The 22,874-nt window shown below is 70.5% G+C and carries 20 protein-coding genes and 3 tRNA genes; 16 read left to right on the top strand and 7 right to left on the bottom strand.

What is annotated here, in order from left to right:
* Positions 1–160: 160 nt before the first annotated feature.
* Both serA and F1734_RS16935 read left to right on the top strand, forming a co-directional pair.
* The gene (gene serA / locus F1734_RS16940; RefSeq protein ID WP_010596566.1) at positions 161–1,753 is read left to right on the top strand and encodes a phosphoglycerate dehydrogenase; all 1,593 of its coding nucleotides are present in this window, start codon (positions 161–163) and stop codon (positions 1,751–1,753) included.
* 78 nt (positions 1,754–1,831) lie between these two features.
* Positions 1,832–2,842, top strand: coding sequence for a 3-isopropylmalate dehydrogenase (locus tag F1734_RS16935; RefSeq protein ID WP_010596565.1), 1,011 nt, complete (start codon positions 1,832–1,834; stop codon positions 2,840–2,842).
* A gap of 45 nt (positions 2,843–2,887) precedes the next feature.
* Here F1734_RS16935 and F1734_RS16930 read toward each other — a convergent pair whose 3' ends face one another.
* Positions 2,888–4,060, bottom strand: coding sequence for an MFS transporter (locus F1734_RS16930; RefSeq protein ID WP_203010804.1), 1,173 nt, complete (start codon positions 4,058–4,060; stop codon positions 2,888–2,890).
* A gap of 114 nt (positions 4,061–4,174) precedes the next feature.
* Between F1734_RS16930 and F1734_RS16925 the strand changes: the two genes are divergently transcribed.
* From F1734_RS16925 to F1734_RS16905, 5 genes are all read left to right on the top strand, one after another.
* Positions 4,175–4,951, top strand: coding sequence for a fumarylacetoacetate hydrolase family protein (locus tag F1734_RS16925; protein WP_017680301.1), 777 nt, complete (start codon positions 4,175–4,177; stop codon positions 4,949–4,951).
* A 68-nt stretch (positions 4,952–5,019) separates the two neighbouring features.
* Positions 5,020–6,492 carry a glutamate--tRNA ligase gene (gltX, locus tag F1734_RS16920; RefSeq protein ID WP_010596560.1) on the top strand — a complete coding sequence of 491 codons (1,473 nt, stop codon included), beginning with the start codon at positions 5,020–5,022 and terminating at the stop codon, positions 6,490–6,492.
* A 162-nt stretch (positions 6,493–6,654) separates the two neighbouring features.
* Positions 6,655–6,726: transfer RNA gene (locus F1734_RS16915), tRNA-Gln, on the top strand.
* Positions 6,727–6,818: 92 nt separating this feature from the next.
* A tRNA-Glu gene (locus F1734_RS16910) sits at positions 6,819–6,894 on the top strand.
* 59 nt (positions 6,895–6,953) lie between these two features.
* Positions 6,954–7,029, top strand: a tRNA-Glu gene (locus tag F1734_RS16905).
* Positions 7,030–7,085: 56 nt separating this feature from the next.
* On the opposite strand, the gene F1734_RS16900 is transcribed toward F1734_RS16905, so the two are convergent.
* Genes F1734_RS16900 through F1734_RS16890 form a run of 3 tightly spaced genes read right to left on the bottom strand, consistent with a single transcriptional unit; the run spans position 7,086 to position 8,585 of the window.
* A complete protein-coding gene (locus F1734_RS16900) occupies positions 7,086–7,253 on the bottom strand; it encodes a DUF5302 domain-containing protein (RefSeq protein ID WP_010596559.1) in 168 nt (55 codons plus the stop codon).
* Between the two features lie 46 nt (positions 7,254–7,299).
* On the bottom strand, positions 7,300–7,842 hold the full coding sequence (locus tag F1734_RS16895) for a pyridoxamine 5'-phosphate oxidase family protein (RefSeq protein ID WP_010596558.1): 543 nt from the start codon (positions 7,840–7,842) through the stop codon (positions 7,300–7,302).
* 41 nt (positions 7,843–7,883) lie between these two features.
* Complete coding sequence (locus tag F1734_RS16890; RefSeq protein ID WP_010596557.1) at positions 7,884–8,585, bottom strand: IclR family transcriptional regulator; 702 nt, start codon at positions 8,583–8,585, stop codon at positions 7,884–7,886.
* Positions 8,586–8,714: 129 nt separating this feature from the next.
* On the opposite strand from F1734_RS16890, the gene leuC reads away from it, so the two are divergent.
* From leuC to F1734_RS16875, 3 genes are all read left to right on the top strand, one after another.
* A complete protein-coding gene (leuC, locus tag F1734_RS16885; RefSeq protein ID WP_010596556.1) occupies positions 8,715–10,133 on the top strand; it encodes a 3-isopropylmalate dehydratase large subunit in 1,419 nt (472 codons plus the stop codon).
* A gap of 26 nt (positions 10,134–10,159) precedes the next feature.
* A complete protein-coding gene (gene leuD, locus F1734_RS16880; protein WP_017680306.1) occupies positions 10,160–10,756 on the top strand; it encodes a 3-isopropylmalate dehydratase small subunit in 597 nt (198 codons plus the stop codon).
* A 169-nt stretch (positions 10,757–10,925) separates the two neighbouring features.
* Positions 10,926–11,663, top strand: a complete 738-nt coding sequence (locus tag F1734_RS16875; protein WP_048770802.1) for an HU family DNA-binding protein — start codon at positions 10,926–10,928, stop codon at positions 11,661–11,663.
* Positions 11,664–11,794: 131 nt separating this feature from the next.
* Here F1734_RS16875 and F1734_RS16870 read toward each other — a convergent pair whose 3' ends face one another.
* Genes F1734_RS16870 through cofC form a run of 3 tightly spaced genes read right to left on the bottom strand, consistent with a single transcriptional unit; the run spans position 11,795 to position 15,734 of the window.
* Positions 11,795–12,733 (bottom strand): NUDIX hydrolase, encoded by a 939-nt coding sequence (locus F1734_RS16870; protein WP_010594219.1) that lies wholly within the window; start codon positions 12,731–12,733, stop codon positions 11,795–11,797.
* Positions 12,734–12,741: 8 nt separating this feature from the next.
* Complete coding sequence (locus tag F1734_RS16865) at positions 12,742–14,958, bottom strand: RNA degradosome polyphosphate kinase (RefSeq protein ID WP_017680309.1); 2,217 nt, start codon at positions 14,956–14,958, stop codon at positions 12,742–12,744.
* 50 nt (positions 14,959–15,008) lie between these two features.
* Positions 15,009–15,734: a 2-phospho-L-lactate guanylyltransferase gene (gene cofC / locus F1734_RS16860; protein WP_203010803.1), complete on the bottom strand. Its 726-nt coding sequence runs from the start codon at positions 15,732–15,734 to the stop codon at positions 15,009–15,011.
* Positions 15,735–15,850: 116 nt separating this feature from the next.
* Between cofC and F1734_RS16855 the strand changes: the two genes are divergently transcribed.
* The 6 genes from F1734_RS16855 (at position 15,851) to F1734_RS16830 (ending at position 22,867) form a co-directional block, all read left to right on the top strand.
* The gene (locus F1734_RS16855) at positions 15,851–16,849 is read left to right on the top strand and encodes an NAD(P)H-dependent glycerol-3-phosphate dehydrogenase (RefSeq protein WP_010594222.1); all 999 of its coding nucleotides are present in this window, start codon (positions 15,851–15,853) and stop codon (positions 16,847–16,849) included.
* 4 nt (positions 16,850–16,853) lie between these two features.
* Entirely contained in the window at positions 16,854–17,975 is a 1,122-nt protein-coding gene (locus tag F1734_RS16850; RefSeq protein WP_026137647.1) for a cystathionine gamma-lyase, read from the top strand.
* Positions 17,976–18,024: 49 nt separating this feature from the next.
* Positions 18,025–19,131 (top strand): D-alanine--D-alanine ligase family protein, encoded by a 1,107-nt coding sequence (locus F1734_RS16845; RefSeq protein ID WP_026137648.1) that lies wholly within the window; start codon positions 18,025–18,027, stop codon positions 19,129–19,131.
* A gap of 30 nt (positions 19,132–19,161) precedes the next feature.
* A complete protein-coding gene (locus tag F1734_RS16840; RefSeq protein ID WP_010594225.1) occupies positions 19,162–20,466 on the top strand; it encodes a glutamate-5-semialdehyde dehydrogenase in 1,305 nt (434 codons plus the stop codon).
* Between the two features lie 66 nt (positions 20,467–20,532).
* On the top strand, positions 20,533–21,414 hold the full coding sequence (locus F1734_RS16835) for an AAA family ATPase (protein WP_003937011.1): 882 nt from the start codon (positions 20,533–20,535) through the stop codon (positions 21,412–21,414).
* Position 21,415: 1 nt separating this feature from the next.
* Positions 21,416–22,867, top strand: a complete 1,452-nt coding sequence (locus tag F1734_RS16830; protein ID WP_017680311.1) for a vWA domain-containing protein — start codon at positions 21,416–21,418, stop codon at positions 22,865–22,867.
* The last annotated feature ends 7 nt before the right edge of the window (positions 22,868–22,874 follow it).

Below are 22,874 nucleotides of genomic sequence, written 5' to 3'. Positions count from 1 at the left end.
GCCGGCACGCCCGTCGCGAAATCCACTGCGCCTCGCAGGGTGGCGGTCCGGAAGAGACACGTACGCACTAAACTGAGCCGGGTCACGGCTGCTTCGCGCACCTCGGGGTGCGGCGCCGTCGACGACCCGTCAGACAAACCAACCACAGGGGAGTTCGCACGTGAGCCAGAATGGCCGTCCCGTTGTCCTGATCGCCGACAAGCTGGCGCAGTCGACCGTCGATGCGCTCGGTGACGGCGTCGAGGTGCGCTGGGTCGACGGCCCGGACCGTCCCGCGCTGCTCGCGGCGGTGCCCGAGGCGGACGCCCTGCTGGTCCGTTCGGCGACCACGGTCGACGCCGAGGTCCTCGCCGCCGCCACGAAGCTGAAGATCGTCGGTCGCGCCGGCGTCGGCCTCGACAACGTCGACATCCCGGCCGCCACCGAACGCGGTGTGATGGTCGTCAACGCTCCGACGTCCAACATCCATTCGGCCGCCGAGCACGCCGTGGCGCTGTTGATGGCCACGGCCCGGCAGATCCCCGCCGCCGACCGCACGCTGCGTGAGCGCACCTGGAAGCGGTCGAGCTTCAACGGCACCGAGATCCTGGGCAAGACCGTCGGCGTGGTCGGCCTGGGCCGGATCGGACAGCTGTTCGCCCAGCGCCTCGCCGCCTTCGAGACCCACGTCATCGCCTACGACCCCTACCTGCCGCCGGCCCGTGCCGCCCAGCTGGGGATCGAACTGGTCGACATCGACGAGCTGATCGAGCGCGCCGACTTCATCTCCGTGCACCTGCCCAAGACCAAGGAGACGGCGGGGCTGATCAACGCCGAGCGGCTCGCGCGGGCCAAGGACGGCGTCATCATCGTCAACGCCGCCCGCGGTGGTCTCATCGACGAGGACGCCCTCCACGACGCCCTCGTCTCCGGCAAGGTTCGGGCCGCCGGCCTCGACGTCTTCCACTCCGAACCCTGCACGGACTCGAAGCTGTTCGACCTCGACAACACCGTCGTCACCCCGCACCTGGGCGCCTCCACGACCGAGGCCCAGGACCGCGCCGGCACCGACGTCGCCAAGAGCGTGCTGCTGGCTCTGGCCGGCGAGTTCGTCCCGGACGCCGTGAACGTCTCCGGCGGTCCGGTCGGCGAGGAGGTCGCACCGTGGCTCGAGCTCGTGCGCAAGCTCGGTCTCATCGCCGGCACGCTGTCGCCGGAGGCGGTGCAGAACGTGCAGGTCGTCGCCAGCGGTGAGCTGTCCGCGGAGAATGTCGAGATCCTGGGCCTCGCGGCACTGCGCGGTCTGTTCTCCGCCAGCAGTGACGAGCCGGTCACCTTCGTCAACGCCCCGGCCCTCGCCGAGCAGCGCGGCGTCAGTGTGGAGGTCGACAAGCACAGCGAGGCCTCCACGCACCGCAGCGCGGTGGAGGTCCGCGCCGTGGCCGCCGACGGACTCGTCACCACAGTCACCGGCGCGCTGACCGGCCTGCAGCAGATCGAGAAGATCGTCAACATCAACGGCCGCAGCTTCGACCTGCGTGCCGAGGGCCACAACCTCGTCGTCCACTACGAGGACCGGCCGGGCGTGCTCGGGGTCCTCGGCACGGTCCTCGGCAACGCCGGGATCGACATCCAGGCGGCGGCGCTGAGCCAGGACGTCGAAGGACCCGGCGCCACGGTGATCCTGCGGGTCGACCGGGTCGTCGGCGACGCCGAGGTCGCCCAGATCGTGGAGCAGCTCGACGCCCGCGTCGCGCAGGTCGACCTGTCCTGAACCACCCCGCTGTACCCGATGGCCGCGATCGTCGAACACGGTCGCGGCCGTCGTCGCGAAGAGGAAGAGAGTGTGTCCATGAAGCTAGCGGTCATTCCCGGTGACGGCATCGGTGTCGAGGTCACGGCAGAGGCCCTCAAGGTGCTCGGGACGCTCGTCCCCGACCTCGAGACCACCGAGTACGACCTCGGCGCCCGGCGGTACAACGCCACCGGGGAACTGCTCCCGGACGCCGACCTGGCGGCGATCCGCGCGCACGATGCGATCCTGCTCGGCGCCATCGGCGACCCCTCCGTCACCCCGGGCGTGCTCGAGCGGGGTCTGCTGCTGAACATGCGGTTCGCGCTCGATCACCATGTCAATCTGCGGCCGTCGCGGTTGTACCCCGGGGCGAGGTCCCCGCTCGCGGCCCAGCCGGAGATCGACTTCGTCGTGGTGCGGGAGGGCACCGAGGGCCCCTACACCGGCAACGGCGGTGCCATCCGCGTCGGAACCCCCCACGAGATCGCCACCGAGGTCTCGATCAACACCTGGTTCGGAGCCGAACGCGTCGTGCGGTACGCCTTCGAGCTCGCGCAGAGCCGCCGCAAGCACCTCACCCTGATCCACAAGACCAACGTGCTCTCCAACGCCGGTGCCATCTGGACGCGTGCGGTCGAGACGGTGGGCGCGCAGTACCCGGACGTCGAGACGGCCTACTGCCACATCGACGCCGCCACCATCTACATGGTCGACGACCCGGGCCGGTTCGACGTGATCGTGACCGACAACCTGTTCGGCGACATCGTCACCGATCTCGCCGGTGCGGTCACCGGGGGCATCGGACTGGCGGCCAGCGGCAACATCGATGCCTCCGGCACCAACCCGTCGATGTTCGAGCCGGTCCACGGCAGCGCCCCGGACATCGCGGGCAAGGGTATCGCCGACCCGACCGCGGCGATCCTGTCGGTCGCCCTGCTGCTACGCCACCTCGGCCGGCCGGACGAGGCGGCCCGGGTCGAGCGTGCGGTCGAGGCGGACCTCGCCGCCCGCGGCGCGGGTCCGATCGTGACCACGGAGGTCGGCGACCGCATCGCGGCCGCCCTCTGACCCCGTCCCGGTGCGGCCTCCCGGCGTCCGGGAGGCCGCACCGGCTCATTTGCGGGGGACCAGGGGCACCGCGGCGGCCGGGATCAGCGCGGCGAGCGCGAACGCCGCGGGAAAGCCGGCCAGTGCGATGAGCCCGCCGAACGCGGGACCCACGCACGCCGCGGCGACGAACTGGCCGGTGTTCTGGATGCCCAGCGCGCGGCCACCCCAGAACGGTCCCGCGATCTCGGCGACCGCGGTGAAGGCCAGGCCGTTCGGGGCCACCGTCGTCACCGAGGCCACGATCAGGAGCGCGACGGCGACGGCCGAGTCGGTGAGCGAGGCGGCCGCGAGCGCGGCCATGGACAGCACCACCGAGAGCGCCACGAGCCGCAGCGGCCGCAGGCGGCTGCCGACCCGGTCGGACCACCCGCCGGCGGCGACGCGACCCAGCGCACCGAGGAACTGCGCGGCGGTGATGACCAGGCCCGCGGCGGACTCGGTCCAGCCGCGCTCGGAGATCAGCCACACCAGCGCATAGGTCCACACCACGTACTGCGGCACCACCAGCAGGACCGACGCCGCGTGGATCCGTTGCAGCGACCGCCCGGCGCGGTAGGGGTTGTCGAGCAGGCCGAGTTCGGCGGCCCGGGCGCGTTCCGGCCGCGGTGGATCGACGATGCCGATCGCGCACGCTACCGCGGCGACGGCACACACCGCGGCGGCGAAGGCCAGGGCCGAGCCGATTCCGTGGTCGCGCGCGAGCGGAGGAATGGCCAGTGCGGCGACGGCGACGCCGAGCGGCAGCGACATCTGCCGGATCCCCATGGCGAGACCGCGCTGCTGCGGTGGGAACCAGCCGACGACGACGCGGCCGCTCGCGGCGTTGGCACTCGCCGCGGCGGCGCCGCCGAGGGCCAGCATGAGCGCGAGCATCGGCGCTGTCCCGCTGGCGGCGGCCGCGGCCGCGGCCGCCGCGGCCAGTGCGAGTCCGACGGCCAGGACCCGCCGCTCGCCGTACCGATCGGCCAGGGCACCCCATGCGACGAGACTGAAGACGACTCCGAATAACGGTGCGGCGGAAAGTGTTCCGGCCTGTGCAAGCGTGAGGCCCCAGTCCTCGTGCAGCGTGGGGATGAGGAAGGCGGCGCCGTTGACGAGGACTGCCTGAGCCGCCTGCGCGAACACGCCGAGCGCCAGGATGACCCAGCGCCGCGCGCCGATGTCCCGAACCGTCATGTCATCTCACTATCTGAAACAAGAATCCCGTAGAGTGAACTTCTGTGTGGGAGCCTATACCTGGGCGACGTGGTCCGCAGGGCTGCGGGCGGCGGCACGGATAGACTCCCCGGCATGCGCCTTGGTCGAATTGCCAGCCCGGACGGTGTCGCCTTCGTCAGCATCGAGGGGGAGGGGGACGCCGCGATCGCGAAGGAGATCGCCGAACATCCTTTCGGCACCCCGACCTTCACCGGCCGCAGCTGGCCGCTCGCCGACGTCAGGCTCCTGGCGCCGATCCTGGCGAGCAAGGTGGTCTGCGTCGGCCGCAACTACGCTGCCCACGCGGCCGAGTCCGGCAACGAGGTCCCCGACGAGCCGGTGATCTTCCTCAAGCCGAACACCTCCATCGTCGGCCCGGGGGCGCCGATCGTGCTCCCGCCGAGCAGCAACCTCGTCCACCACGAGGCCGAACTCGCCGTCGTCATCGGCCGCCCCTGCAAGGACGTTCCGGCCGCGAAGGCGCTCGACGTCGTCCTCGGCTACACGGTGGCCAACGACGTCTCGGCGCGTGACCATCAGCAGCAGGACGGACAGTGGACGCGGGCCAAGGGGCACGACACGTTCTGCCCCCTCGGGCCCTGGATCGAGACGAACATCGATCCCACGGATCTCGAGATCACCGCGCAGGTCGACGGACAGACGCGTCAGCGGAGCCGAACGTCGTTGATGGTGCACGACATTCCGAAGCTGATCGAGTGGGTCTCGGCGGTGATGACCCTGTTGCCGGGCGATGTGATCCTCACCGGCACCCCGGAGGGCGTCGGACCGCTCGTCGACGGCGACACCGTCTCGATCACCGTCGAGGGCATCGGCACGCTGACCAACCCGGTGACCGCCAAGCGCAGGTAGGCCGCGGCTTCGCGATCGGCCGGGACTAGCCTGGAGGGGTCTTTTCGATCCCTCGACCCGAGTGAGCCATGACCAACAGCGAAGTACGCGTTCGTTTCTGTCCGTCCCCGACCGGAACCCCGCACGTGGGCCTCGTGCGCACCGCCCTGTTCAACTGGGCTTTCGCCCGTCACCACGGCGGCACCTTCGTGTTCCGCATCGAGGACACCGACGCCGCCCGCGACACCGAGGAGTCGTACCGGGCCATCCTCGACGCGCTCCGGTGGCTCGGGCTCGACTGGGACGAGGGCCCCGAGGTGGGCGGCCCGTACGAGCCGTACCGGCAGTCGCAGCGGCGAGACCTGCACCTCGACGTCGTCGCCCGGCTGCTCGACGCGGGCGAGGCGTACGAGTCGTTCTCCACGCCGGAAGAGGTCGAGGCGCGCCACCGCGCTGCCGGCCGCGACCCGAAGCTCGGCTACGACAACTACGACCGTGACCTGACCGCCGAGCAGCGGCAGGCGTACCGCGAGGAGGGGCGCAAGCCCGTCGTGCGCCTGCGCATGCCCGATCACGACCTGACCTGGAACGATCTGGTCCGCGGTGAGACCACGTTCAAGGCCGGCACCGTGCCCGATTTCGCACTGACCCGCGGCAACGGCATCCCGCTCTACACCCTGGTCAACCCCGTGGACGATGCCCTCATGCGGATCACCCACGTGCTGCGGGGCGAAGACCTGCTCTCGTCGACGCCGCGCCAGCTCGCCCTCTACGAGGCGCTGCAGCGCATCGGCGTGACCGATTTCACGCCCGAGTTCGGTCACCTGCCGTTCGTGATGGGTCAGGGCAACAAGAAGCTCTCCAAGCGCGACCCCGAGTCCAACCTGTTCATCCACCGCGACCGCGGCTTCATCGCCGAGGGCCTGCTCAACTACCTCGCGCTCCTCGGCTGGGGGCTGGCCGACGACCGTGACGTCTTCTCGCTCGACGAGATGGTGGCCGCGTTCGACATCGCCAAGGTGAACTCGAATCCGGCGCGGTTCGACCAGAAGAAGGCCGACGCCATCAACGCCGAGCACATCCGCCTGCTCGAGCCGGGCGACTTCACGGCACGGCTGAAGTCGTTCCTCGTGGAGCACGGCCGTATCACCGCGGACGTCGACGACGCCCGGTTCGCGGAGGCGGCCGAGCTGGTCCAGACCCGCATCGTGGTGCTGTCGGACGCGTGGGACCTGCTGAAGTTCCTCTACGTCGACGAGGCCGACTTCGTCCTCGACGAGGCGGCCGCAGCCAAGAACCTCGGTCCCGACGCCGCGCCCGTGCTCGATGCGACGATCGCTGCGGCCGGTGGCGTGGCCGAGTGGAAGGCGGCGTCCCTCGAGGAGGCCCTCAAGGCCGCGCTGATCGACGAGCTCGGCCTCAAGCCTCGCAAGGCCTTCGCGCCGGTGCGCGTGGCCCTCACGGGCTCGCACATCAGTCCGCCGCTGTACGAGTCCATGGAACTGCTCGGCCGGGACGTCTCGCTGGCGCGTCTGCGTGCCGCCCGCGCCCGCATCGCCTGAGCCGGTCCGGGCCCGGCGGCGGGATCGCCCGTGGCCGGGCCGGGCCGGATTTACCCGGCCTGACCAGGCGATTTGTAATTGGGGGCACCGATGGTGCTAACCTTCTTCTCGGTTCGGAACGGAGGCCGCACCGCCGCGAGGCGGGTCTCCGGAACAAGCCATTGGGGTATGGTGTAATTGGCAACACAGCTGATTCTGGTTCAGCCATTCTAGGTTCGAGTCCTGGTACCCCAGCGTCTGCCCGGTGATTTTGTCACCGAGCCTCGGCCGGTTAAGCTGGCTGAGCCTCCGCCGCAAGGTGGGGGAGTACCGGAGAAGAAGTTCCTGGCCCCGTCGTCTAGCGGCCTAGGACGCCGCCCTCTCAAGGCGGTAGCGCGGGTTCAAATCCCGTCGGGGCTACCACGGAAGGCCCTTCGATCGCGAGTTCGAAGGGTGTTCTTCTCCGAGCAGTGAAAGTTCCTGGCCCCGTCGTCTAGCGGCCTAGGACGCCGCCCTCTCAAGGCGGTAGCGCGGGTTCAAATCCCGTCGGGGCTACCAAACGAAGGTCCCTGCCGATCCACGGATCGGCAGGGACCTTCGTCGTTCTGCGCTCGTCAACCACTCTTGCGCCGGAAATTGCGGCGGTGGTCGGCGCTGCCGTGCGGCGCCTGCGCCTTGGCCCTCCCGTCGAGATGGTCCGTGCCGCGGCGGGCGTGCTGATTCTTGCGTTCGAGGGCTGCGCGGAACTGCTCCGCGATCCGCTCCTCGTTCGGCTCGTGCATCGCTGTCTCCCTTCCCCACCCGGTACTCGGCCGGGCCATCGGGAATCTAACCCGGCAGCCCTGCGTCTGTCGCGCGGTTTTCCAGCGATTCGAACAGGTACGGCGCGGTGCTGCCGCCGATCGGCATGGCCGCCAGTCCCAGCTTGCGGTGATCCCAGGACCGGGTTCGTTCCGCGACGACGCGCACCGCGACACGCTTGTGCATCATCTGCTCGATCGCGGGACGCACGTCCTCGGTGTACGGGCCCGTGTAGCGCTCCCACACGCTCCGGCACACGCGGAACAGCACGTCCCGGTCCTCGACCACCTCGGCATGCCCCTCCAGGGAGACTCCGCGCAGCGTGTCGTACGTGTGGCCGTCCTCGACGAGCGCGCTGATCCGGTTGTCGCGCCGCAGATTGACCGCCTTCTGCGACTTCAGCTTCGTCTCGAACCACATCTCGCCGTCGAGCACGGCGTACCACATCGCGACGAGGTGGGGGAGGCCGCCGGGGCCGACGGTGGCCATCGTCGCGACGCGGCTGCGGCCGAGGAAGTCGCCGATCTCGGCGTCGGACATCGTGATCTGTGCGCGCTGGTGGGTTCCCATCCGTGCACTGTGGCACAGGAGCCGGCGGATGCGACAGCCTTCTAGAGCCGCTTGTGCAGGGCGTCGGCGGCCGCGAGCAGGTCCGCGGCCCACCGCGCTCCGGGCCGGCGGCCCATCCGGTCGACGGGTCCCGAGACGGAGATGGCGGCGACGACCGAACCGGAGGCATCGCGCACCGGTGCGGCCACCGAGGCGACGCCGGGTTCGCGTTCGGCGACGCTCTGCGCCCAGCCCCGGCGACGCACCTCGGCGAGCACCCGCTCGCCGAATGCGGCCTCCGGCAGGATCGCCCGCTGCGTCGCGGCGTCGGCCCAGGCGAGCAGGACCCGCGCGCCGGACCCGGCAGTCATCGGCAGTCTCGCACCCACGAGGACGGTGTCGCGCAGACCTGTCGGTGGTTCGAGTGCGGCGACGCATACCCGGTGCGTGCCCTCCCGCCGGTACAACTGCACGCTCTCCCCGGTGATCTCGCGCAGCCGCGGGAGAACGAGCGAGGCCGCATCGACGAGCGGGTCACCCGCGCCCGCGGACAGTTCGGCCAGGCCGGGGCCCGGTCGCCACTGGCCGTCGCCGTCGCGCGCGAGCAGCCGGTGCACTTCGAGCCCGACCGCGAGGCGGTGGGCAGTGGCGCGGGGTAGTCCGGTGCGAGCGCACAGTTCGGTGAGGTTGCACGGTTGCCGAGCCACCGCGTGGAGGACCGCCATGGCTTTGTCCAGCACTCCGATCCCGCTATGCTGTCTCATAGGTCGATACCTCCGTCTCGCATAATGGGAAGCATAGCCCACGCGGAAACCGGCGGGGACGACAGTATTCGCGGCCCGGGGCAGCCCGAGAACGGGAACCGCGTTCGTCACGTACGACAGGTGGAGAAGATGGCTGGAAAGACTCTGGCGGAGAAGGTGTGGGACCAGCACGTGGTCGTGCGCGGTACGGGAGAGGGGGCGGCACGGCAGCCGGACCTGATCTACATCGATCTGCATCTCGTGCACGAGGTCACGAGCCCGCAGGCGTTCGACGGACTGCGGCTGGCGAATCGGCCCGTGCGGCGCCCGGACCTGACCATCGCGACCGAGGACCACAACGTGCCCACGGTCGACATCGACAAGCCCATCGCCGACCCCGTCTCGCGCACCCAGGTCGAGACGTTGCGCCGCAACTGTGAGGAGTTCGGCATCCGGCTGCATCCGATGGGGGACGTGGAGCAGGGCATCGTCCACGTCGTCGGACCACAGCTCGGACTGACGCAGCCGGGCACGACGGTGGTGTGCGGCGACAGTCATACCTCCACCCACGGCGCCTTCGGTGCCCTGGCGATGGGTATCGGCACCAGCGAGGTCGAGCATGTGCTGGCGACCCAGACGCTTTCGCTGCGCCCGTTCAAGACGATGGCGATCACCGTCGACGGCGAACTGCCCCCCGGCGTCTCGAGCAAGGACCTGATCCTCGCCGTCATCGCCGAGATCGGCACCGGCGGCGGCCAGGGCTACGTGCTCGAGTACCGCGGCGAGGCCATCCGGAAGCTGTCGATGGAAGCGCGGATGACCATCTGCAACATGTCCATCGAGGCGGGCGCCCGGGCCGGGATGATCGCACCGGACGAGATCACCTACGAGTTCCTGAAGGGCCGCCCGCACGCCCCGCAGGGCGCGGACTGGGACGCCGCGGTGGCGGCGTGGGAGCAGTTGAAGACCGACGAGGATGCGGTTTTCGACGCCGAGGTCCGCATCGACGGGTCGGCTCTGACGCCCTTCGTCACGTGGGGCACCAACCCGGGGCAGGGCGCGCCCCTCGGTGCGTCGGTGCCCGATCCGGCGGCGATGGCGGACGAGAGCGAGCGCCTCGCGGCCGAGAAGGCACTGCGGTACATGGGACTCGAACCCGGGACGCCGCTGCGGGAGGTGCCCGTCGACACCGTCTTCGTCGGGTCGTGCACCAACGGCCGGATCGAGGATCTGCGGGCCGTCGCCGACGTCCTGCAGGGCCGCACGGTCGCCGACGGTGTCCGCATGCTCGTCGTGCCCGGATCGATGCGCGTTCGTGCCCAAGCCGAAGCCGAAGGTCTCGGTGAGATATTCACGGCCGCAGGGGCGGAATGGCGTCAGGCCGGCTGCTCGATGTGCCTGGGCATGAATCCGGACCAGTTGGCACCGGGTGAGCGCTGCGCTTCGACCTCGAACCGGAACTTCGAAGGCCGCCAAGGCAAGGGCGGACGCACCCACCTCGTCTCGCCTCAGGTCGCGGCGGCGACTGCGGTGCGCGGCACTCTCTCCGCTCCGGCGGATCTGGACTAGGTCACGGAACCGAAGGAGAATTTTCGATGGAAGCCTTCACCACTCACAAGGGAATCGGCGTCCCGCTGCGCCGGTCGAACGTCGACACCGATCAGATCATCCCTGCGGTGTACCTGAAGCGAGTCACTCGAACCGGATTCGAGGACGGGCTGTTCGCCGCGTGGCGCACGGATCCGTCCTTCGTGCTGAACACCCCGCCGTTCGACCGGGGCAGCGTCCTGGTGGCCGGCCCGGACTTCGGCACCGGGTCCTCGCGCGAGCACGCCGTGTGGGCGCTGTCCGACTACGGTTTCCGCGTCGTCATCTCGTCCCGCTTCGCCGACATCTTCCGGGGCAACGCCGGCAAGGCCGGATTGCTGGCCGCGCAGGTCGAACAACCGGACGTCGAATTGCTCTGGAAGCTCATCGAACAGCAGCCGGGGCTGGAGCTCGAGGTCGATCTCGGCGCTCGTACCGTGACCGCCGGAACCACCGTGGTGCCGTTCAGCATTGACGACTACACCCGGTGGCGGCTGTTGGAGGGTCTCGACGACATCGGACTCACGTTGCGCCAGGTAGAGGCGATTTCCGAGTACGAAAACGCAAGGCCTTCTTGGAAACCACGAACCCTTCCGGCGCCCTGATCGAGCCCTCGAATCGAGCCTCGGCGGGCCGGATCCGACTGCACGTCCGGATCCGGCCCGCCGGCAATTTGCATGAGAATTGGCGTGGCACATAGACTCTTGCCCGTTTGCGGGTCTACCGTGGACTCGAGTCGGTCTGACGGTGGACCGTAATGTGCGGAGGAATGCAATGAACAAGGCAGAGCTGATCGATGTTCTGACCGAGAAACTCGGTTCGGACAGGCGCACAGCAACGGCGGCCGTGGAGCACATGGTCGACGCGATCGTGCGTGCAGTGCACTCGGGCAAGAGCGTCACCATCACCGGATTCGGTGTCTTCGAGCAGCGCCGCCGCGCAGCCCGGGTCGCGCGCAACCCGCGTACGGGTGAGACCGTGAAGGTCAAGCCGACGTCGGTGCCGGCCTTCCGCCCCGGCGCTCAGTTCAAGGCGGTCATCGCCGGTTCGCAGAAGCTCCCCGCGACGGGTCCGGCCGTCAAGCGCGGCGCGGCTGCGGCGGCCAAGAAGACCGCGGCGGCGAAGAAGACCGCCGCCAAGAAGACCGCGGCGGCGAAGAAGACCGCCGCCAAGGCCGCTCCGGCGAAGAAGACCACGGCGGCCAAGGCTCCGGCCAAGACCACCGCGGCGAAGAAGACCACCGCGGCGAAGAAGACCACGGCGGCCAAGGCTCCGGCCAAGACCACCGCGGCGAAGAAGACCACCGCGGCGAAGAAGACCACGGCGGCCAAGGCTCCGGCCAAGACCACCGCGGCGAAGAAGACCACCGCGGCGAAGAAGACCACGGCGGCCAAGGCTCCGGCCAAGACCACCGCGGCGAAGAAGACCACCGCGGCCAAGAAGACCACCGCGGCGAAGAAGACCACGGCGGCCAAGAAGGCACCGGCCCGCAAGGCCGCCGCCAAGAAGTAGCCGTTCCGGCACGGCGCGGGTCCGGAAGACCGTCGCCGAGAAGGGGCGCCGCCGAGAGCGGCGCTACCGCCCGGATCCCGTCCGTTCGGCGGCCATCGGGGGAGATCTCCCCGATGGCCGCCGACGCGCGTTCAGGCGGCGCCGGGGGGCAGTGGGCTGTCGATGTGGTCCACTGCGACGAGCCGGTCGCCGGCCAGCGACAGGACCCAGGTGCTGCCCTTCCGGTTACGCGTGTTCGGCGCGACCACCCCGTCGTGCTCGGCCCACCATCGCACGAGGTCCGGAATCACCTTGCCCTGGCTGCAGATCACCGGCACGCCACCGCGCTGGGCGAGCTCGAGTGCCCGCTTGCGTCCGAGTTGCGGATCGGCGCCGTATTCCTCCTCCGTCAGGGAGGGCTCGACGGCGACCTCGACCCCGAGCCGGTCCGCGAGCGGTTGCACCGTCTGCACACAGCGCGCCCGGTCCGCGGCGACCACGCTGTCGGCGCCGAACGCGAGCAGTTGAGGCACGAGGGCTTGGGCCTGGGCGCGGCCCGCCGCGTCGAGGGGCCGGTCCCGATCGTCGCCGCGGTGGTTCTTGCGGCTGCCGGCCTTCGCGTGCCGCACGATCAGCACCGTCGCCGTGTCCGGCGGCAGGGCCTGGAAGCGCCGCAGCACCGTGTGGTCCATCGGGTACGACAGGGCCGCGTAGGCGTCGTCGGGTGCGAGCCAGCGCAGTTCGTCGACCTCGTCGTTCGGGACGAACCGGCCGCTGCATGCCGCGGCGGCCCAGTAGTCCACTCGCTTGAGCTTCCGGTGACCCGGAACCGGGTAGGTGACCTTGCCGAGAGACCGGCCGAGGCGCGCGGAAATCCCGGTCTCCTCCTCGATCTCGCGTACGGCGGCGACGACGGGAGTCTCGCCGGGATCGAGCTTGCCCTTGGGGAAGGACCAGTCGTCGTAGCGCGGCCGGTGCACGACGGCGATCTCGATACGGTTCCGGGCGGTCGGGTTCCTTCGCCACAGGACGGCCCCGGCGGCGAAGATGTTGGCTCGCATTGCGTTGTCGGAAACGGGGGACACCGACATCCTTCCGATCAGGAGCTGCGGCTGCGCATGAGCTCTTCTTGGTGGTCGCGGGCGGCGGTTCCCGGTGCCGGCGACGCGAGCCAGGTGCCGTCGGCCCGCAACGTCCAGCACCGGGTCGCCGGATCGAGCGCCGACTCGAAGATCGAGTCGAGTTGCGCAGCCAGCCGGGGATCCTTCACCTGGGCCATCACCTCCACCCGGCGGTCGAGGTTGCGATGCATCATGTCTGCGCTGCCGATCCAGATCTCGTCGGCCGCCCGGAAATGCAGGACGCGCGAATGCTCCAGGAATCTTCCGAGAATGGATCGCACCGTGATGTTCTCACTGAGCCCCGGCACTCCGGGCTTGAGCGCGCAGATGCCGCGCACGACGATCTCGACCGGTACCCCGGCGCGGGAGGCACGGTACAGCGCGTCGATGACCTGTTCGTCGACGAGCGCATTGGCCTTCAGGCGGATCCCGGCGTCGCGTCCGGCCTGGTGGTGCTCGATCTCGGTGTCGATCCGTTCGATGATGCCCGACCGCACGCCGTGCGGGGCGACGAGCAGGTTGCGGTACTTCGCCTTCCGCGAGTACCCGGTGAGAGTGTTGAACAGGTCGGTCAGGTCCGCGCCGATCTCCGGTGCCGCGGTGAGCAGACCGACATCCTCGTACAGACGCGCAGTCTTCGGGTTGTAGTTGCCGGTGCCGATGTGGCAGTAGCGGCGGATGAGCGAGCCCTCGCGGCGGACCACGAGGCACGTCTTGCAGTGGGTCTTGAGACCCACCAGGCCGTACACCACGTGCACGCCGGCCTGCTCCAGCTTGCGGGCCCACTTGATGTTCGCCTGTTCGTCGAAGCGTGCCTTGATCTCCACCAGCGCCACCACCTGCTTGCCGGCCTCCGCCGCGGCGATCAACGCGTTGACGATGGGGGAGTCGCCCGAGGTGCGGTAGAGGGTCTGCTTGATGGCGAGCACCTGGCTGTCGGCTGCGGCCTGCTCGATGAACCGCTGCACGCTGGTGGAGAAGGAATCGTAGGGGTGGTGCACCAGCACGTCGCCCTCGCGCAGCGTCGAGAACACGCTCTTGGGGGTCTCGCGCTCGCCGAAAGCGGGGTGGGTGGCCGGCACGAACGGCCGGTCCTTCAGATCGGGCCGGTCGACGTCGTGCACCTGCCACAGACTCGACAGGTCCAGCAGTCCCGGCAGCTGCACCACGTCGGCGGGATCGACGTCCAACTCGCGCAGCAACAGTTCGAGCATGTGCTCGGTCATGTCGTCGGCGACCTCGAGGCGCACCGGGGAACCGAAACGGCGACGGGCGAGTTCCCGCTCGAGTGCCTGCAGGAGGTCCTCGTCGCGGTCCTCCTCGACCTCGAAGTCGGCGTTGCGGGTGACCCGGAAGGCGTGGTGCTCGACGATCTCCATCCCCGGGAACAGCACGTCGAGGTGTGCCGCGATGAGTTCTTCGAGCGGAAGGAATGCGTCGATCTCGTCCGGTGAGCCGTCCCGCCGGACCCGCACGAAGCGATCGACGTTGTCGGGCACCTTGACCCGAGCGAAGTGCTCGCCGGCGGACTGGCGATCCTTCACGGTGACAGCGAGGTTGAGGCTCAGCCCGCTGATGTACGGGAACGGGTGCGCCGGATCGACCGCGAGCGGGGTCAGAACCGGGAACACCTGCTCGGCGAAGTGAGCGGTCAGGCGCTGCTTCTCGTCGTCCGCCAGATCGTCCCACCGGATGATCGAAATGCCTTCGGCAGTCAGAGCGGGCAGGACCGAGTCGAGGAAGACGAGGGCGTGGCGGCGCGCGATCTCCTGGGTGCTGCGCGCGATGAGCGCGAGTTGCGCTCGTGGCGACAGCCCGTCGGCGGAGCGGACCGACAAGCCGGTCTCGGCGCGACGCTTGAGGCCGGCGACGCGCACCATGTAGAACTCGTCGAGATTCGAAGCGAAGATGGCGAGGAACTTGGCGCGTTCGAGCAGCGGCAGCGACGTGTCCTCGGCCAGCGCGAGCACCCGCGCGTTGAAGTCGAGCCAGCTCAGTTCGCGGTTGAGGTAGCGGTCCGGGGGCAGACCGTCGGCGACGGCCTGCAGCGTCGTGGCGGCGGGCGGGGCGCTCGGCGCCGAGGCCGAACGGGTAGCGGTCGCACCGTCGAGGCCGCCTCCTCCGTCGCCGGATGCCCCGGCGAACCCGGGAGGGTCGGTGTCGATGCGCTGGTCCGTGGAATCGCCGTGTTTCACACGTCGATCATCCCTCAGTTTCGGAACGGCGGACAATCCGTCGGCGTCCGTCACCCGAAGTCGGGATGACGAACAGGCATCGGCCATCCGATCCGTCCGAGCGCCGACGCCGTCGCGGGCCCGACGCCCTGCACCGTCGCGGCCTCGAGGTCGGCGACGGTGTCGACGTCGAGCCGCAGCCCGGGCCAGTCCCCGGGTAGGGGGCGGGCGCCCGCCCGCACGTGACGGTGCGCCGAATCGGGACCGAACAGCGGGACGAGGGGTCCGGGCGTGCAGTTCAGCAGCGCCGAGGTGCCGGTGCCGGTGTGGTCCACGACGACCGCCCGGCCGGCCTCGCGTGCCGCGGACAGCGCCGCGGACAACTCGGCGGGCCGCAGCGCCGGCAGGTCCGCGTGCAGCGCGATCAGATCCACGCCCGGCTCGCGGCAGCGCACCCGGTGGGCGGCGGCGGCGAGCGCTGCGTTCAGTGGATCGACGGAGGCGGGATCGACGGAGGCGGGATCGACGGGGGCGGGATCGACGGATGCGCCGGCCGTGCAAGCCGCCGGGGGATCGGCGAGTGTGTGCGCGCCCGCGCCGAGGGCGAGCGCGGCGACGTCGGCGTCGGTGGTGATGACGGTGACGGCGAGCCCCTCGACCGCCAGCGCCGCGTGCAGGGTGTCGGCGAGCATCGCGAGCACCAGGGCGGCTCGGTCGCCGGGGTCGAGGACGTGCGCGAGCCGCGACTTCGCCAGGCCGAGGGCCTTGACGGGAATCAGCGCGTGCGCGGTGGTCATGGTCGTCGATTCTGCCAGTCGGCGGCGACGGCGGTCGCGGGCGCGGGCGGTGGGCGATACTGGAGCAGCCGCGGCGCTGGTCTGCGGACGGGATCGGACACGAGTAAGGGGACTGCGTGAGCAAGGCTGCGGTGTTGGGAGCGGGGTCGTGGGGGACGGCCTTCGCCAAGGTGCTGGCGGAGGCCGGAACGGACGTGACGATCTGGGCGCGGCGTGCGGAGGTGGCCGAGGCCATCGCCACCCGGCACGAGAACCCGGACTACCTGCCCGGCGTCGAACTGCCCGCCACGGTGCGCGCCACCGCGGATCATCGCGTCGCTCTCGACGGAGTGGACTTCCTCGTCCTCGCGGTGCCGTCGCAGACGTTGCGCGCGAATCTCGGGGCGTGGCGCGACGACATCGGTCCCGACGCGACCCTGTTGAGCCTGGCGAAGGGCATCGAGAGCGGCACCCTCATGCGGATGAGCCAGGTGATCGCTCAGGTGACCGGCGCCGAGCACGACCGCATCGCGGTGCTGTCCGGACCGAATCTCGCCCGTGAGATCGCCGATCGGCAGCCCGCCGCCACGGTGATCGCATGCTCCGACTCCACTCGCGCTCTCGAGATTCAAAGAGCATGTGCCACTGGTTATTTCAGGCCGTATACGAATACGGACGTGATCGGCTGCGAGATCGGTGGCGCGTGCAAGAACGTCATCGCCCTCGCGTGCGGCATGGCGGCCGGGGTCGGACTCGGTGACAACACCGTCGCCTCCATCATCACTCGCGGCCTGGCCGAGATCACGCGGCTGGGAACTGCCCTCGGCGCCAAGCCGGCCACGCTGGCCGGACTCGCCGGCGTGGGCGACCTCGTGGCCACGTGCACCTCGCCCCTGTCGCGCAACCGGTCGTTCGGCGAGCGGCTGGGACGGGGAGGGACACTCGAGAGTGCGCAGGAGGCCACCCACGGCCAGGTGGCCGAGGGGGTCAAGTCGTGCACCTCCGTCCGGGCGCTGGCGGCCAGTTACGACGTGGAGATGCCGCTCACCGACGCCGTGCACCGCGTCTGCTACGAGGGCATGTCGGTGCCCGAGGCGATCGGACTGCTCCTCGGCCGTCGAGTCAAGCCGGAGTGAGGGCGTGCCGGGGGACTCGACGCGTTGCGTGAAAGCTGTTGCCGCCGAACATGTGCCGGGGGAGCCGCTGCAACCCGGCCCGGTTCTCGCGGCCCCCTACCAGCTCGGGGCGGAGGGCACCGAAACCGACACCTACGCCCGCGCCTCCCATCCGGGCTGGCGGGCCCTCGAATCCGCGCTGGCCGCGCTCGAGGGCGCGGCGGCAGCCCGGGTCGTCGGATCCGGAATGTCGGCGGTCACCGTCGCGCTGCGGTCGCTGAGCCGGGGCGGCGGCACCGTCGTCGTCCCCGCCGACGGGTACTACCAGGTGCGGGCCTACGCGCGCGAATGCCTCGAACCCCTCGGCATCACGGTTCACGAACTCACCTGCGCCCAGTTCGGCGACGGAGGTCTACGCGCGGTCCTCGCCGGTGCCGGTGCGGGCGCGCTCGTGCTCGCCGAGACCCCGTCCAACCCGGGACTGGACGTCGTCGACCTGCGCGCCACCGCGGCACTGTGCCGGACCGCAGGCGCCCTGCTCGTGGTGGACAACACCACCGCCACCCCGCTGGGGCAGCAGCCACTCGCGCTGGGCGCGGACGTCGTCGTCGCCAGCGGCACGAAATCGCTCAGCGGGCACAGCGATCTGCTGATGGGGTACCTCGCCGTGGCCGACGGCGCACTCGTGCCACCCCTCGACCGCGAGCGCCTGCTCTCCGGCACCGTCCTCGGTCCGTTCGAGACGTGGCTGGCACACCGCAGCCTGGGCACCGCCGGGTTGCGCTTCGACCGGCAGTGCGCCAACGCGCTCGCCGTGGCCACGATGCTGCGTGAGCATCCCGCGGTCGGTGGCGTCCGATACCCCGGTCTGGACGACGATCCCGCGCACCCCGTCGCCGCGGCGCAGATGCGCCGGTTCGGGCCGCTGGTGACGTTCCGGCTCGACGACGAGCAGCAGTTCCACCGGTTCGTCGCGGTGAGCGAGCTCGTCACCGCCGCGACCAGTTTCGGGGGCATCCACACCACCGCGGACCGGCGTGCCCGCTGGGGTGATCCCGTACCGCCCGGCTTCGTGCGGTTGTCCTGCGGGATCGAGGACACCGCCGACCTGCTCGACGATCTCGACCGTGCGCTCGCCCGGCGCTGAGCAGGACTCGGATACCGGCCGGGCGGGCGGCACCGGTACGGTTTGTGCCGTGAGCACACCCCGAATCCGGGTGGCCGTCGTCTTCGGTGGCCGCAGCAACGAGCACTCCGTCTCCTGCGTTTCGGCAGGCAGCATCCTGCGCCACCTCGACCCGCAACGCTACGAGGCCGTCCCGATCGGTATCACCACCGACGGCGCCTGGGTGCTCGCCGACTCGGACCCGGAACGGCTCGCCAAGGCGGGCCGCGAACTGCCGACCGTCGACGCGGACGGTTCGGCGCTGGTGCTCACCGCCGATCCCACCCGGGCCGGTGACATCGTCGCCCTCGCCGAGGGCGAGTTCGGCAAGGTCCTCGCCTCCGTCGACGTCGTGTTCCCCGTGCTGCACGGCGCCTACGGCGAGGACGGCACCATCCAGGGGCTGCTCGAACTCGCCGGCGTCCCGTACGTGGGACCGGGCGTCCTCGCCAGCGCCGCCGGGATGGACAAGGAGTTCACCAAGAAGTTGCTGGCCGCGGAGGGTCTGCCCGTCGGATTCCAGGTCGTGCTGCGGCCCGGCACCGCGACCGTCACCGAGCAGCAGAAGCAGCGTCTCGGCCTCCCCGTGTTCGTCAAGCCCGCCCGCGGCGGATCCTCCATCGGGATCAGCCGTGTCGCCGACTGGGCGGCGCTCGATGCGGCGATCGACAAGGCTCGCCGGCACGACCCGAAGGTGATCGTCGAATCCGCGATCGTCGGCCGCGAGGTCGAATGCGGTGTACTGGAGTTCCCCGACGGCGACGTGCGCGCCAGCGTCGTCGCCGAGATCCGGATGCCCGACCCGTCCGGCGATCACGAGGCGTTCTACGACTTCGACACCAAGTACCTCGACGACGTGTGCGAGTTCGACGTGCCCGCCAAGCTCGACGACGACGTCTCCGACCGGATCCGGGACCTCGCGGTCCGCGCCTTCCGCGCCCTCGACTGCCAGGGCCTGTCCCGGGTCGACTTCTTCGTCACGGAGGACGGGCCGGTGATCAACGAGATCAACACCATGCCCGGGTTCACGTCGATCTCGATGTACCCGCGCATGTGGGAGGCCAGCGGCCTCGAGTACCGCACGTTGCTCTCCACCCTGGTCGACACCGCCCTGGCCCGGGGGACCGGGCTGCGCTGAGCCGTCCGGACGCGGACTAGTCTGGAGGCCATGACTGCCGTGACCCCTGACTCATCTGCGACCGTTTCCGGGGACGTCCGGGCGACCGGCGCCGGGGACACCCGCGAGGCCGTGCACGCCGCGGCCCGTCGCGCCCGCGTCGCCTCCCGCCGGCTCGCCCTGCTCACCACCGCGCAGAAGGACGCCGCCCTGCACGCCGCGGCGGACGCCGTGCTCGCCGCGTCCGACGCGGTGCTCGCTGCCAACGCCGAGGACATCGAGACCGCCCGCGCGGCAGGCACCGAGGAATCCCTCCTCGACCGGCTCCGTCTCACCCAGGCCCGGGTCGAGGGCATTGCGGCGGGGTTGCGCCAGGTCGCGGGGCTGCCCGACCCGATCGGCGAGGTCGTCCGCGGCTCGACCCTGCCCAACGGCCTCGAGATCCGGCAGATGCGGGTGCCGCTCGGCGTCGTCGGGATGGTGTACGAGGCCCGGCCGAACGTGACCGTCGACGCCTTCGGGCTGGCCCTCAAGTCCGGCAACGCGGCCCTGCTGCGCGGGTCGTCGTCCGCCGCCCGTTCCAACGCGGCGCTCGTCGAGGCCCTGCGCGGCGCCCTCGCCACGCAGGAACTGCCGGAGGACGCCGTGCAACTGCTGCCGAGCGCGGACCGATCCTCGGTCACGCACCTCATCCAGGCCCGCGGACTCGTCGACGTCGTCATCCCTCGTGGCGGCGCCGGCCTGATCTCCGCCGTCGTCCGCGACGCCACCGTGCCCACCATCGAGACGGGCGTGGGCAACTGCCACGTGTACGTGCATGCGTCGGCCGATCCGGAGATGGCCGAGAAGATCGTGGTCAACGCCAAGACCCGCCGGCCCAGCGTGTGCAACACCGCCGAGACGATCCTGGTGGACAAGGCCGTCGCCGACGACGTCGTGCCCCGGCTGCTGCAGGTACTGCGCAGCCACGGCGTCACCGTGCACGGCGACCTGCCCGGCCTCGAACCGGCCACCGAATCGGACTGGGCCGACGAGTACCTGAGCCTCGACGTCGCGCTCGCCGTCGTCGACGACCTGGACGCGGCCGTCGCGCACATCGACCGGTACGGCACCGGGCACACCGAGGCCATCGTCACCTCCGACCTCGCCGCGGCCCGTGAGTTCTCCGCGCGGGTCGATGCCGCAGCCGTCATGGTCAACGCTTCGACGGCGTTCACCGACGGCGAGCAGTTCGGGTTCGGCGCCGAGATCGGCATCTCCACCCAGAAGCTGCACGCCCGCGGCCCGATGGGACTGCCGGAACTCACCTCCACCAAGTGGGTGGTCTGGGGCGACGGCCACACCCGGCCGGCCTGAGGTCGGCCCGACGGCGTCGACGAGACCCCGCACCCCGACCGGCCTGCCCCGACGAAAGGACACAGCGTGGACCGTGCGCTGCCGACCACCCCGCCGATCTTCGCCGACGTCGACGAGGTGATCGACCGCCTCGCCGAGACGGGATACCTCGCCGACAAGGCCACCGCCACCGCGGTGTTCCTCGCCGATCGCCTCGGCAAGCCGCTGCTCATCGAAGGCCCCGCCGGGGTGGGCAAGACCGAGCTGGCCCGGGCGGTGGCGCAGACCTCCGGCGCCGAGCTGGTGCGGCTGCAGTGCTACGAGGGGGTCGACGAGTCGCGGGCGCTCTACGAGTGGAACCACGCCAAGCAGATCCTGCGGATCCAGGCCGGTACCGACCACTCCTGGGACGCGACCAAGCAGGATGTGTTCTCCGAGGAATTCCTCCTGCCGCGCCCGCTGCTGACGGCCATCCGCCGGGAGGACCCGACGGTGCTGCTCGTCGACGAGGTCGACAAGGCCGACGTGGAGATCGAGGGTCTGCTGCTCGAGGTGCTCAGCGACTTCGCGGTCACCGTGCCCGAACTCGGCACCATCAGCGCCACCCGCAAGCCCTTCACCGTGCTCACCTCGAACGCGACCCGCGAGTTGTCCGAGGCCCTCAAGCGACGCTGCCTGTTCCTGCATCTCGACTTTCCCGATGCCGACCTCGAGCGCCGCATCCTGGCGAGCCGGGTTCCGGAGCTGCCGGAGGCGGTCGCCGAGCAGCTCGTCCGCACGGTCCGGGTGCTGCGCGGCATGCAGCTCAAGAAGCTGCCGTCGGTGGCGGAGACGATCGACTGGGGCCGCACACTGCTCGCCCTGGGCCTGGACACCCTCGACGACGCGGCGGTCCGGGCCACGCTCGGCGTGATCCTCAAACACCAGTCCGATCAGCTGCGGGCCGCGGCCGAGCTGCGGTTGAACTGACATGGCCGGGGCACGCCCGCCGCTGCGGGACCACGGGCCGTCGGCGCCGCACGGGCTGCCCGGCCACCTCGTCGGGTTCGTCGAGGCGCTGCGCCGCCGCGGCATCCCCGTAGGACCGTCGGAGACCGTCGACGCCGGCCGGGTCATCTCGGTGCTCGACCTGCTCGACCGCGACGCCCTGCGCGAGGGGCTGGCGTGCGCTCTGCTGCGCCGGCCCACCCATCGGCCGACCTTCGACGCCCTGTTCGACCTGTGGTTCCCGGCAGCGGTGGGACGCCGCGAGGCCGGCGGGATCGATCCGACGCTGCCACGCACCCCGGACGGCGAGATCGATTTCGAGGCGCTGCGGGACCTGATCGCCGAGATGCTCGCCGACGACTCCGCCGAGGCGTTCGAGCTCGTCGAGTTGCTGACCGCGCAGATCGTCGAGGAACTGGGCCAGTACACCTCGGGTGACAAGTCGTCGTTCTCGGCGTACCAGGCCCTGCGCCAGGTCTCGCCCGAGACACTGGTGTCGAAGATCCTCGAGGGACTGCTCGGCAATGCCGGTCCCGAGGAGCGGGCTCAGGACACCGAGTACGCCACCGAGGTGGCCCGCCGCACGGCAGCGCGCCGGGTGGCGGACTTCCGGGCGATGGTCGAACGCGAGACGCGGCGCCGCACCGCCGAACAGGTCGGACGCGACCGCGTCGCCACGTACGGGGTGCCCAGACTGGCCGAGGAGGTCGACTTCCTGCGAGCCACCGACGCCGAGCTCACCGCGCTGCGCCGCAGCGTCACCCCGCTGGCGCGGCTGCTCGCGAGCCGGCTCGCCGCGCGCCGGCGACGGGCCCGCGCGGGGGCGATCGACCTGCGCCGGACCCTGCGCAAGTCGATGTCCACCGGCGGAGTGCCCATCGACCTCGTCAATCGCAAGCCACGCCCCGCCCGTCCGGAGCTCGTGGTGCTGTGCGACGTCTCCGGATCGGTCGCCGGCTTCTCCCACTTCACGCTGCTGCTCGTGCACGCCTTGCGCGAGCAGTTCTCCCGCGTCCGGGTGTTCGCGTTCATCGACAGCACCGACGAGGTCACTCACCACTTCTCCGCCGGCGCGGATCTCGGGGTCGCCATGTCGCGGATGCTGCGTGAGGCCGAGCTGATCGCCTACGACGGCCACTCCGACTACGGTCACGCGCTCGGCGTGTTCACCGAGCGGTACGCGCACAGCCTCACCAGCCGCAGCTCACTGCTCGTGCTCGGCGACGCACGGACCAACTATCGCGATCCCAACCTCGCCGCGCTCGAACACCTGGTGGCCGTTGCCCGGCACGCCCACTGGCTCAATCCGGAACCACGCGGCCAATGGGGAGCCGGAGATTCGGCGGCCGAGGTGTACCGCGAGGTGATCACGATGCACGAGTGCCGGTCCGCACAGCAGCTCGCGCAGGTGGTGGCGGCCCTGCTGCCGGTGTGAACCCGTA

The organism is Rhodococcus ruber (genome assembly GCF_016804345.1).
In the GTDB taxonomy this organism is placed as follows: Bacteria; Actinomycetota; Actinomycetes; order Mycobacteriales; family Mycobacteriaceae; genus Rhodococcus; species Rhodococcus ruber.
The sequence above is the reverse complement of the archived record's forward strand: the minus strand, read 5'-3'. Positions and strand labels throughout refer to the sequence as shown.

Excerpts from the sequence above, each read along its gene's own strand:
- F1734_RS16900 (WP_010596559.1), bottom strand. The coding sequence starts at position 7,253 with ATGCACGAGCCGAACGAGGAGCGGATCGCGGAGCAGTTCCGCGCAGCC.
- leuD (WP_017680306.1), top strand. The coding sequence starts at position 10,160 with ATGGAAGCCTTCACCACTCACAAGGGAATCGGCGTCCCGCTGCGCCGG.
- F1734_RS16895 (WP_010596558.1), bottom strand. The coding sequence starts at position 7,842 with ATGGGAACCCACCAGCGCGCACAGATCACGATGTCCGACGCCGAGATC.
- F1734_RS16925 (WP_017680301.1), top strand. The coding sequence starts at position 4,175 with ATGCGCCTTGGTCGAATTGCCAGCCCGGACGGTGTCGCCTTCGTCAGC.
- F1734_RS16875 (WP_048770802.1), top strand. The coding sequence starts at position 10,926 with ATGAACAAGGCAGAGCTGATCGATGTTCTGACCGAGAAACTCGGTTCG.
- F1734_RS16870 (WP_010594219.1), bottom strand. The coding sequence starts at position 12,733 with ATGTCGGTGTCCCCCGTTTCCGACAACGCAATGCGAGCCAACATCTTC.
- cofC (WP_203010803.1), bottom strand. The coding sequence starts at position 15,734 with ATGACCACCGCGCACGCGCTGATTCCCGTCAAGGCCCTCGGCCTGGCG.
- F1734_RS16930 (WP_203010804.1), bottom strand. The coding sequence starts at position 4,060 with ATGACGGTTCGGGACATCGGCGCGCGGCGCTGGGTCATCCTGGCGCTC.
- F1734_RS16935 (WP_010596565.1), top strand. The coding sequence starts at position 1,832 with ATGAAGCTAGCGGTCATTCCCGGTGACGGCATCGGTGTCGAGGTCACG.
- gltX (WP_010596560.1), top strand. The coding sequence starts at position 5,020 with ATGACCAACAGCGAAGTACGCGTTCGTTTCTGTCCGTCCCCGACCGGA.
- leuC (WP_010596556.1), top strand. The coding sequence starts at position 8,715 with ATGGCTGGAAAGACTCTGGCGGAGAAGGTGTGGGACCAGCACGTGGTC.
- F1734_RS16840 (WP_010594225.1), top strand. The coding sequence starts at position 19,162 with ATGACTGCCGTGACCCCTGACTCATCTGCGACCGTTTCCGGGGACGTC.
- F1734_RS16890 (WP_010596557.1), bottom strand. The coding sequence starts at position 8,585 with ATGAGACAGCATAGCGGGATCGGAGTGCTGGACAAAGCCATGGCGGTC.
- F1734_RS16830 (WP_017680311.1), top strand. The coding sequence starts at position 21,416 with ATGGCCGGGGCACGCCCGCCGCTGCGGGACCACGGGCCGTCGGCGCCG.